Below are 11,169 nucleotides of genomic sequence, written 5' to 3' on the forward strand. Positions count from 1 at the left end.
GCTCATCATGGCACTTCATCGACTGGGATCTGTGACGATCGGCATCCCCAACGTAGCCGAAACTGCCGACTACTACGAAGATTTCGGACTCACTCCACTAGGCGACAATCGCTTCGCCACCGCCGACGGCGGCGAACAGCTGCGACTGGTCCATGCCCGCCGTCGCCAGGTTCTCGAGGTCACCATCGGCGCCGAGGACCAGGACGACATCGATCGCATCGCTCGTCAGATCAGGGGTCTGGATCTGGCGTGCACAGCCGACGACGGCCGCGTCGAAGCCATCGAGCCGATTGCCGGGTTCAAGGCCGTCGTCGAGATCATGCCGCATCTGGTTCAAGAACCGACACCGGCCACCCCGTACAACGGCCCCGGCCGGATCGATCGCCCGGGCGGCCGGGCCCCAGGGATCCTTCGCGAAGATCGGGTACGTCCCCGCAAGCTGGGGCATCTGGTGATCGGTTCGACCGACCAGGCCGCCACGCAGAAGTTCTTCACCGACGGCATCGGACTGAAGATCTCCGACGTGATTCCCTCACTCGCCGCGTTCATGCGCTGCTCGACCGACCATCACAACATCCTCGTGCAGCAGGCACCGGTGAACTTCCTGCACCACACCTCCTGGCAGGTCGACGACATCGACGAGATCGGCCGCGGCGCCACCGCCATGCTCGAGAAGGACCCGGATCGGCATGTCTGGGGGCTGGGCCGCCACCATGTCGGCTCGAACTTCTTCTGGTACCTCAAAGACCCGGCCGGCAACTTCTCGGAGTACTACTCCGACATCGACTGCATCGTCGACGACGCACTGTGGGAACCGGGAGTGTGGGACGGCGCCAAGAGCCTGTTCAACTGGGGTCCCCCGCCTCCGCCGTCGTTCGTCATGCCCGAAGACCTGGCCGCGCACATGACCGGGGCTCACGATGCCAGCTGACCCGGCCACGCTGGAGGGCGCCCTCTGGGCGCCCTCCCCCGAGTTCGTCGCGCAGTCCCGGCTCACGTCGTACATGGACCATCTCGAACACGAATGTGGCCACCGGTTCACCGACTACCCCCAACTGTGGCAGTGGTCGGTCACCGATCTCGATGGATTCTGGACCTCGATCCGCGACTTCTTCGGACTCGACATCAGTGAACCGGATTGCGTACTGGACGACCAGAACGGCATGCCCCACGCGCGCTGGTTCACCGGTTCCACCACAAACTATGCAGCCAACGCACTGACACGCGCGGCACAGGGCATCGCTGTCCAGTCGCTGAACGAAGACGGCGCGCTCGACGCTCTGACCTGGGACGAGCTCCGGCTCCGCGTCGGAGCGCTGGCCCACTGGTTCCGCGAACAAGGTATCGAACCCGGTGACAGGATCGTCGCCTACGTACCCAACGTCGCCGCCGCGGTGATCGGGCTTCTCGCCTCGGCCGCCGTCGGTGCCGTATGGGCGTCGTGCGCGCAGGAGTACTCGGCCGACGGTGCCTGCGACAGGTTCGCACAGCTCCAGCCCAAACTCCTTCTCGCGGCGGACGGCTATCACTACGGCGGCAAACGCCACGACCGCCGCGCCCACGCCGCACAGCTCGCCTCTGCATTGCCGTCGGTCGAAACCGTGTTGTGGATAGACAATCTCGGTCTTCTCGACGCCGAAACGCCCGGCCCTCGCTTCGACGACATCACCAGCGACGGGCGCGAGCCCGAGTACACCCGCGTCGAGTTCGACCACCCACTGTGGGTGTTGTTCTCCTCAGGTACCACTGGGAAACCCAAGGGGATCGTGCACAGCCACGGCGGCATCGTCCTCGAACACACCAAGTTCCTGGCGTTGCACGCAGACCTGAAGCCGGGATCGAAGTTCCTCTGGCTGGCGACACCGAGCTGGATGGTATGGAACGTGCAGGTCTCCGGCCTCCTGTGCGGTGCGACGATCTCCACTTACGACGGCAGTCCCGCCTGGCCCGACCCGGCACAGTTGTGGCGCCTTGCCGAGCGTCTCGAATTGGACTTCCTCGGCACCAGTGCCGCCAGCCTCATCGCTGCTCAGAAACACAAAGCCGCCCCCCACGACATCGCACCCTCCCTGCGACTACAGGCGATCGGCAGTACCGGCTCACCCCTGCCGCCGAGCACTGCAGCGTGGGTACAACACGTACTGCCACACGTATGGCTTGCCTCCGCCAGCGGAGGCACCGACATCTGCTCCGCGTTTGCCGGTGGCGTCCCCACCGAACCAGTCTTCGCTGACGAGATCCAAGGTCCACTGCTCGGCATCGCACTCGAGGCGTGGGACGAGTCCGGGAGGCCCGTCCTGGGCGAGACAGGCGAAATGGTCGTCACCCGACCGATGCCGTCGATGCCGATCTTCTTCTGGGACGACCCGCATTTCACGAAGTACACCGACGCATACTTCGACCGATTCCCCGGCACGTGGCGCCACGGCGACTGGATCACAGTCACCGAACGAGGCGGCATCATCGTCCACGGACGCTCGGATGCCACCATGAACCGACACGGTGTCCGCATCGGCAGCGGCGAAATCTACGAAGCAGTCGAGCAACTCGACCAGGTCGAGGAGTCGCTGGTCGTCGGCATCGAACTCGACGACGGTGGGTATTGGATGCCGCTGTTCGTGGTGCCCTCCGGCGTGGTGAACGACATGGACACTTTCGTCCACGACGTCAAGCGGACAATCCGCACCGAAGTGAGTCCCCGACATGTGCCCGATGACGTCATCGTCGTCGATTCCCTCCCGCACACCCGTACCGGGAAGAAGCTGGAGGTTCCGGTGAAGCGGATTCTGCAGGGCGCCGATCCCACGACCGTGGTCAACCCACAAACGATCGACGACCCTGCCGCACTCGCACAATTCGCTGCGCTTCGACCGTCCGCACACCCCACCGCTGGGTAGCGGCCCACACTATTCTTCGACTCAAGGAGACCTGTGACCTCCCCGGCGACGTTGGCCATACCTGCACAGATCGATACCGCTGCACTGGACTTGCGTCCATCCGCGAAGGCACTCGAGCTCCACGACAAACTCGTGGACTTCATGCACAGCCATGTTTTCCCCGCCGAACGTGCCTACGAGGACCACCGCAGTCAGGCCGGACCGAACAATCACAGTGTGCCGCCCGTCATCGAGGGGCTCAAAAGGGAAGCCCGCGCCCGCGGCCTGTGGAATCTGTTCCTGCCCGCCGAATCCGGCATCAGCCAGCTCGATTACGCAGGTCTGGCCGAAGTCACCGGCTGGAGCCTGCATCTCGCCCCCGAAGCGACGAACGGCCAGGCCCCGGACACCGGGAACATGGAACTGCTTCACCTGTTCGGCACCGACAAACAGAAGAAGCGGTGGCTCGAGCCCCTGCTGGACGGAGAGATCCGGTCAGCGTTCTCCATGACCGAGATCGCGGTGGCCAGCTCTGACGCCACCAACATCGAAACCCGTATCGAACGCGACGGCGACAGCTACATCGTCAACGGCCGCAAGTGGTGGACCAGCGGGGCCGCCGACCCCCGCTGCACTCTGCTGATCGTCATGGGCAAGACCGACCCCACGGCCGCAACCCACCGACAGCAGTCGATGGTGCTCGTCCCCGCAGACGCCCCCGGAGTCACCATTGTGCGCGACGTCCCGGTGTTCGGACGGTACGACCAGCACGGGCACTGCGAAGTCGTCTACGACGACGTGCGCATCCCCGCCGAGAACGTCCTCGGTGAGGAAGGATCCGGTTTCGCCATCGCGCAGGCACGTCTGGGCCCGGGCCGTATCCACCACTGCATGCGCGCGCTCGGCGCGGCTGAACGCGCTCTCGCCCTGATGACCACCCGCGCCAGGTCGAGAGTTGCATTCGGCGGGCCGCTCGCCGAACAGGGTGTGATCCAACAGCAGATTGCCGAGTCCCGCATCGCGATCGACCAGGCGCGACTGCTGTGCCGACTCGCGGCGAAGACGATCGACGTCCACGGCAATAAAGCTGCGGCACCGTACGTGTCCGCGGCAAAGGTCACGGTTCCGCGCGTCACGCTCGACGTGATCGACCGGGCCATCCAGGTACACGGCGGAGCCGGCGTCAGCGACGACGTCCCTCTGACCGCGATGTGTGGCTGGCACCGCGCCATGCGGATCTTCGACGGTCCGGACGAGGTGCACCTGCGCACGATCGCCAAGACCGAGCTCCGCAAGTACACGCGTTGACCTCGCGCCTTCATGCCGAATTGACGGAAGCCCTTGTCGCAAAAGATGGATCGTTCCCAGGGGAAGCGGTGACCAACCGGCCCCGCCTGCCCGCGACTCGACCCACTCGTCGAATGATGTCCCCGAACCCGGACAGCAGAAAACGGTCGTCGTCCCCACTCGGATGGGGGCGACGACCGTTTCCGCGCACCGCCGTCAGCGGCGCGTCATGAAGTCACTCGTGTTGCGGCTCAGAGGTACTGGCCGCACACCGGCCACGCGCCGGGGCCCTGGCCCGCGAGCACGTTCTCGGCCACGGCGATCTGCTCGGCCTTGCTGGCGTTGTGCGCCTGACCCGAGCCGCCGTAGGCAGCCCAGGTGCTCTGCGTGAACTGCAGGCCGCCGGAGAATCCGTTGCCGGTGTTGGTGTTCCAGTTGCCGCCGCTTTCACACTGCGCAACGGCATCCCAGTTGTGGCCGGCAGCGCTGGCGGTGCCGGAAGCGAGTCCCATCGGGACGGCGACGAGTGCGCCCGTCACGGCCACCCAGCCAAGAGCCTTCTTCGCCTTGGAGGTGGTGGTCTGAATACGGGTGATGGTCATCGAGATGTTCCTTTCATGGGCCGCGTACGACGAGGCGTCCGGTGGACGTTGTGGAGCGACCGCATTCGGTGCGCGATCGGCCTCGTCGTTGCCCCTGGGGGGTTCTGGTGCTCGGGCCGGATCCGCGGGGGCAGGCTCGGCGGCGGTCCGGCAGCGGCTCTTGATCTCTGAGCCGTCACCGACGATACGGAGGACGAGGAACCTTGCAAACCATGGGCTTTCGGCGTCACAGGCCCCGCCGGACGCCCCGAATCAGGGTTTCTTACACCTGATTCTCCCAGGATGAGCCCGTTTCGTGATGTTTCGCAAAGTCGTTCGTTATCGTTACGTAATTGTGAGCCAGATCACACTGTTGGGCCCTGTTTCGGTGCCTCGAAGCTTGCGAACTCAAGCACAAGAGCACGAATACGGTCTCGGAACGGTCACGTGAGCTGGTTCACCGTTCCGCGTCGGCAGCCGCGACGGACGACCCTTCCGAGAGCGGATTCTCGATGCGTCGCCGCAGCACCCTCGGGCCCCACCAGTTCGCACGGCCCATCAGCGCGACCAGCGCCGGGACGAGCAGCATCCGGACGAGGGTGGCGTCGATGACCAGCGCGATGATCATGCCGACGCCGAGGAACCGCATCGGGGTGAGCGCGGACAGGGTGAACGCGCCGGTGACGAGGATCAGCAGCGCGGCGGCCGCCGTGACGACCCGGCCGGTGCGTGCCGCGCCGGCGAGGACGGCTCCGTCGGTGTCGGCTCCGCGACGGTGCTCCTCGACCATGCGGGAGATCAGGAACACCTCGTAGTCGGTGGACAGGCCGAACACGACCGCGACGACGAGCACCGTCATTCCCGCGGCAAGCGGCCCGGTGCTGACGCCGAGCAGGCCCGCCAGGTGACCGTGCTGGAACACCCAGGTCAGGATCCCGAAGGTCGCCCCCAGGCTCAGCGCCGCGACGAGCACCGCCTTGATCGGCAGCAGGACGGATCCGAACCCGATCAGCAGCAGCGTGAAGGTGGCCAGCGCCATGATCGCGACCATCACCGGGAACCGGTCCACGATCGCGTCGACCCCGTCGGCGGTGAGGGCGGTCTGCCCGCCGAGGAGCATCCGGGCGCCGTCCGGCACCTCGATCGCCCGGATCTCGTCGAGCACCGCCATCGCCGGTTGCGACCGGTCCGGTACCTCCAGCTGCGCCCTGAGGACGGTGACGTCGTCCCGCGTTCCGGCCACGACGACACCCGCGACGTCGCCGACGGCGGCGATCTGGCGGCGCAGCCCGTCGACCACCACCGGGGAGGGCGGCCGGCCGTCGTCGCCCCGGACCACGGCGACGACGCCGCTGCCCACGGCCGGGAACTCCGCGGCGACCCGTTCGACCGTGGTACGGGCCGGGTGGTCCGCGGGCAATGCGGTGTGGTCGATGTCGGTGAGCTTGATGCCGAGCACCGGCGAGGCCAGCACCAGCAGGAGGGCGGTGATCGATGTGGCGACGAGCAGGCGCCGGGCGAGGACGGCGCGGGTGACACGCTCCCAGAACCGCTCGGCACGCGCCTGTCCCCGGTCGAAGGCGTTCCGGCGCCAGCTGCCCGCGCCAACGCGGGGCCCGAGCAGCGCGAGGGCGGCGGGCAGGACGGTGAGCGACATCGTCGCCGCAACGGCGACCGCGGACATCGCGCCCAGTCCGAGCGACCGGAGCGTCGCCTGCGGGAAGACGAGGGTGCCCGCGAACGCGCAGATCAGGAGCAGGGCGGAGAACCCGACGGTGCGCCCGGCGGTGGCAAGGGTGCGGGTGAGCGCCACAGCGGGGTCGGCGTCGGCGCCGATGTCGCGCTGGGCAGCCAGTTCCTCGCGGTAGCGGCTGACGATGAACAGCCCGTAGTCGATCGCCAGGCCCAGGCTCAGCAGGGTGACGACGTTGACCGCGAACACGTTCACCTCGGTGAACGACGTTGCCAGCCGCAGGCACGCGAGGGCACCGAGGATGGCGAGCACGCCGACGGCGACGGGCAGGGCGGCGGCGACGAGGCCGCCGAACACCAGGACCAGCACGACCAGCGTGATCGGCAGCGACAGCGATTCGGCGCGCAGCAGGTCCTGCGCCGACCGGCTGTTGATCTCGTCGGCCACCGCCGCGAACCCGGTCAGCTCGGTCGGAACCCCGGGAACGGCCAGGTGGTCCGCGACGGCGGGGTACGAGGCCAGCCGCTGGTTCTCGTCGCCCGCCGCGAAGACCAGCGCCAACGCCCGGGTGCCGTCGGCGGAGCGCAGGTACGGTGCCGCCGCGGGGGTGTTCCACGGGGTCACGACGGGCCGGTCGAGCAGACCGTCCTCGATGGTGTCGAGCCGGGCCTGGACCTGCGGTGCGATCTGGTCGAGCGTGGAACCCGCCGGGGCCGTGTAGACGGCGACGACGTCCGGGCTCTGACGGCCGAACAGGTCGTCGACCAGTGCCTCGACGTGGGCGGACTCGCTTCCGGGATCGGCGTACCCGCCGGCACCGAGCCTGTCGTGGACGGCGGAACCCCAGGTGCCCGCGACGGCGACGATGCCCACGGTGAGGAGCAGGACGAGCCACGGCCACCGCAGGACGACCGCCGCCCATCGGGTCACGCCCGGGCCTCCTCGGCGGTGCCGATCTGTCCCGAGCCCTCGGCGGCCAGTGCCGCGGCGAGTTCGGGATAGTGCGGCCCGAAGACGCCGAGGGCGGCGGCCCGCGGGTATCGGGGGCTGTCGCGATGCGCCGCGAGGCCCGCGAGATCGCGGCGGCCGTGGTAGCCGGGCCGGACACCGGAGGCGGGCAGCGGTGTGAGCGTGCCCTCGACGACCGCGGACAGGCTGCGTTCGAACACCGTGTGGCAGGCGCGCAGGCCGGCCATCATCACGTCCTGGAAGGTGTCGTCGACACCGATCTCGAACTCCTCGACGGCGAGGACGCCACCGGTGTCGATCCCCAGGTCGACGACGTGAAGCGTTGCACCGTAACGGGTTTCCCCGGACAGCAGTGCGTGCACGATCGCGATCTCGGGGAGGCCTCGGTAGCCGGGGAGGGGTCCGTTGTGGATGTTGTGGATCCGCAGACCGGATTCCACGATCGGCGCCCGCAGGATGGTCGGGTTGTTGATCGACCACACCACCCCGTCGGTACAGGCCGTCACGAGGTCGGCGGCCTGCGCGTTGACGTCGGTGCCGCGCAGCACCGGGACGCCGTCGGGCGCCGCCTCGTCGGGTCCGATGCAGACCAGATCCACCCGGTGCCCGGCGGCGTCCGCGCTGCGCACCGCCCGCCACAGCAGCGCGCCACCGCCGATGAAGATCACGACGGGTCCCGGCCGTCGCGCGCAGCGGTCGCGGCCGCGTGCACGTGGGCGAGCGTCATCCGCTGCACCAGTCCGTCGAGCCGGGCGACGAACCTGGCCTCCCCCGCGGTACCGACGACGGTCCGCGACACCTGCGAGAGCATCTCGAGGGAGGCCAGGGAGTCGCCGCCGAGCGCGAAGAAGTCCGCGTCGGGCGTCACGACCGCGCGGTCGACGGACAACACCTTCACCCAGATGGCGGCGATGCGGTCCAGGTCCGGGTCGCGTTCGTCGCCCGGCTCGTTCTCCGCGGACTGCTGCGGCGGTCCCCCCGGCGCGGGGGCGTCGACGTCCGGCAGCCGGGACACGTCGAGTTTGCCGTTCGCGGTCAGTGGCAGCTCGTCGACCTGCCGGATCACGGCGGGAACCATGTACGCGGGCAGACGCTCGGCCAGAAAGTTCCGCACCGCGGTCTCCTCGAGCCCGTCCGACGCGATCACGTACGCGGCCAGGACGTTGCCGTGCTGCCCGCGGCGGCCGACCACTGCCGCACGGTCGACGCCGGGGCACCCCTCGAGCACGGCCCGCACCTCGCCCGGCTCGACCCGGTTCCCGCGCACCTTGACCTGTTCGTCGACGCGGCCGGCGAAGTCCAGGTCGCCACCCGGCAGGACCCGGGCGAGATCGCCGGTGCGATAGGCACGTACGCCGCCGGGCAGCAGGACGAACCGTTCCGCGGTCAGTTCGGGGCGACCGAGGTAGCCGCGCGCCACCTGGGGGCCGGAGAAGTACAGCTCGCCGATCTCGCCGGCGGGCACCGGCAGACGGCGGACGTCGAGCAGATACGCGTCCGTGCCCGCCGCCGGCGCGCCGATCGGGACCGACACCGCATTCGGGTCCGGGTCCTCTTCGATCACGTGGGTGGTGCACACGATGCTCAGTTCCGTTGGCCCGTAACTGTTCAGCAGCCGCGCGTCCGCGCCGAAGAAGCGTCGGGCGCGTGCCGCCAGGGCCGGCGGCAGCTGTTCCCCGCCGATGATGACGGTGCGCGGCGTGGGCGGGTCGATGTCGAGCCGGGTTACCACCTCGAGCAGGCTCGGGGTGAACAGGAAGGTGTTGGCCCCGGACTCGCACAGCATCGACCGGAGGGACAGGTGCGAGGTGTCCCCGGGGACGAGCATGACGGCGCCCCCGGTCAGGAGGGCACCAAAGAACGCCGCGCAGGCCATGTCGGCGGCCGGGGTGTGGTGGTGCGCGAACCGGGTCTGCGGCCCGAGCCGGTACCAGTCGGTGGCCGAGTCGACGAAGTTGACGACGCCGGCGTGTGGCACCAGGACGCCCTTGGGCCGGCCCGTCGACCCGGAGGTGTAGGTGACGAACGCGACGTCGTCACCGCGAATCGGCACGCGCACAGGATGTTCCACCGTCTCGGGCAGGTCGTCGAGGAACAGGGCCGGGACGGCGGTCGGGACGGCACCGGCGTGCACGCGCTCGGCGAGCAGAAGGGTGGCACCGGAGTCGGCGACCACCGACGACAGCCGTTCCGCGGGGTGCTTCGGATCGAGCGGCAGGAACGCGGCGCCGGCCCGCAGGATCCCGAGCTGGCCCGCCACACCGAGGAGGGTGCGCCCGGCGAGGATCGCGACGACGGCGCCCGGGGTGACGCCATGGTCGCGGAGAGCGGCGGCGATCGCGTCGGCGCGCGCGTCGAGGTCCCGGTAGGTGCACTCCCCGTCGGGGCCACTGACCGCGACCGCGTCCGGCGCGGAGCGTGCGTGCAGGCGGAACCGCTCGTCCGCCGTGTCGGTGCCCGCGGCAGCAGGCGCGGCGGGCACGGCCGGCGTGAGGACCGGTTCGCTCACATCGCCGGTGCCAGTCAACTCCGCGGCGACCGCGTCGAGGAGGGCGGTCAGACGCTCGTCGACCCCGGCACCGGACCGGCAGGACACGGTGATCTCGGTGGTGCCGTCGCACTCGAGCACGACGAACGACACCGGCACCAGCCCCGTGTGCACCGGAATCGCGCGCACCCCGGTGGCTGTGAAACCGGGGGCGGACAGCTCGACGGTGGACACCTGACCGGCATGGGACACGATGGCGGACACCAGGTTCCGGTTGGTGCGGGCACCGAGCCGGTGCACGCCCCGCAGGACCGCGCGGGTCAGGGACGCGGGAAGCCGGGCCAGCCCGCCGTTGTCCATCTCGTTCAGCTCGCTGCGCCCGGCCATGCGGGTGAGGATCTGCGCGTGCACCTGCGACCACGACTCACCCGGTGCGACGTCGAGGAACAGGGGCAGCGCGAGGTTCGCGGTCGAACGCAGGGCGGGGTCGTGCCGGCGCAGATCGACCGGGACCATGATCCGGATCGTCGCTCCGGCCGCGTCGGCCAGCACCGCCGAGATCCGGGCGACCGCCGCGGCGGCGGTCCCGGGCACCGTCCGGTGTCGCCACAGGAACGGGCGCTCGCGTGGCACCGGGCCGGACGCGCCCAGCGGCGACCGATAGCTGGGCAGCAGGGTGGTCGGCTTGCCGGGGCTTCCGAGCCTGCCGACGAGGTCGTGGTCGGCGGTGGGATCCGGGGCACCGATCGGGTCCTGACCACGCAGCACCCGGAAGACGTCGGCCGCCCACAACCAGAGCCCGCGGGCGTCCATGACGCCGTGGAACGCGCGGAAGACGACTGTGGTGGTCGCGCCGCCGGGTGCGAGGGCAGCACCGCCGCCGCGTGTGAGGGCGGCACCACCGCCGCGCGTGAGGGCGGCACCGCCGCCGCGCACCAGCACCACCTCAGTGGTGGCCCGACCGTCGGCGCCGAGGTCACGAGTGAGCACCGGGTCGTCGTCGAGGGCGTCGAAGTCGACGCCACCGTCGACGACCGTCACCCGTGCGGGAACACCGGAGTCGACCCACCGGTCGCCGTCCCGGCGCAGTCGCGCACCCGGGCACGCGGCGCAGGCCCGGGTGACCGCCGCGGTCAGCTCGTCCAGGGCGAGGTCGCCGGAACCGGTGACCACCAACTGGATTGCGAACGGCGCGGCGAGCGGCCGCGTCGCCAGGTACAGCCGCTCGGTGGCGGAGACGGGGCGCTCGAACGTGGGGATGGTCGATGTCACGGC

General features: G+C 69.4%; 6 protein-coding genes and 1 pseudogene. 3 read left to right on the top strand and 4 right to left on the bottom strand.

Annotation, left to right across the window (positions count from 1 at the left end):
- Nucleotides 1-7 precede the first annotated feature (7 nt).
- From ACWDU4_RS07125 to ACWDU4_RS07135, 3 genes are read left to right on the top strand one after another with little or no spacing between them, the layout of a single operon-like run.
- Nucleotides 8-931 carry a VOC family protein gene (locus ACWDU4_RS07125; RefSeq protein WP_450113170.1) on the top strand — a complete coding sequence of 308 codons (924 nt, stop codon included), beginning with the start codon at nucleotides 8-10 and terminating at the stop codon, nucleotides 929-931.
- The gene (locus ACWDU4_RS07130; protein WP_450113171.1) at nucleotides 921-2,897 is read left to right on the top strand and encodes an acetoacetate--CoA ligase; all 1,977 of its coding nucleotides are present in this window, start codon (nucleotides 921-923) and stop codon (nucleotides 2,895-2,897) included. Before ACWDU4_RS07125 ends, ACWDU4_RS07130 begins: the two co-directional genes overlap by 11 nt.
- Nucleotides 2,898-2,930: 33 nt before the next feature.
- Complete coding sequence (locus ACWDU4_RS07135) at nucleotides 2,931-4,184, top strand: acyl-CoA dehydrogenase family protein (protein WP_450113172.1); 1,254 nt, start codon at nucleotides 2,931-2,933, stop codon at nucleotides 4,182-4,184.
- A gap of 233 nt (nucleotides 4,185-4,417) precedes the next feature.
- On the opposite strand, the pseudogene ACWDU4_RS07140 reads toward ACWDU4_RS07135, so the two are convergent.
- The 4 genes and pseudogenes from ACWDU4_RS07140 to ACWDU4_RS07155 form a co-directional block, all read right to left on the bottom strand.
- Nucleotides 4,418-4,765: pseudogene (locus ACWDU4_RS07140) on the bottom strand (transglycosylase family protein); the annotation flags it as partial.
- A gap of 436 nt (nucleotides 4,766-5,201) precedes the next feature.
- A complete protein-coding gene (locus tag ACWDU4_RS07145; RefSeq protein WP_450113173.1) occupies nucleotides 5,202-7,367 on the bottom strand; it encodes an MMPL family transporter in 2,166 nt (721 codons plus the stop codon).
- On the bottom strand, nucleotides 7,364-8,074 hold the full coding sequence (locus tag ACWDU4_RS07150; protein ID WP_450113174.1) for a formyltransferase family protein: 711 nt from the start codon (nucleotides 8,072-8,074) through the stop codon (nucleotides 7,364-7,366). The genes ACWDU4_RS07145 and ACWDU4_RS07150 overlap by 4 nt, the downstream gene beginning before the upstream one ends.
- Nucleotides 8,071-11,166 carry a non-ribosomal peptide synthetase gene (locus ACWDU4_RS07155; RefSeq protein WP_450113175.1) on the bottom strand — a complete coding sequence of 1,032 codons (3,096 nt, stop codon included), beginning with the start codon at nucleotides 11,164-11,166 and terminating at the stop codon, nucleotides 8,071-8,073. The genes ACWDU4_RS07150 and ACWDU4_RS07155 overlap by 4 nt, the downstream gene beginning before the upstream one ends.
- Nucleotides 11,167-11,169: the final 3 nt, after the last annotated feature.

Source organism: Rhodococcus sp. NPDC003348 (genome assembly GCF_053589375.1).

Coding starts and splice junctions, on each gene's coding strand:
- ACWDU4_RS07125 (WP_450113170.1), top strand. CDS start 8: ATGGCACTTCATCGACTGGGATCTGTGACGATCGGCATCCCCAACGTA.
- ACWDU4_RS07130 (WP_450113171.1), top strand. CDS start 921: ATGCCAGCTGACCCGGCCACGCTGGAGGGCGCCCTCTGGGCGCCCTCC.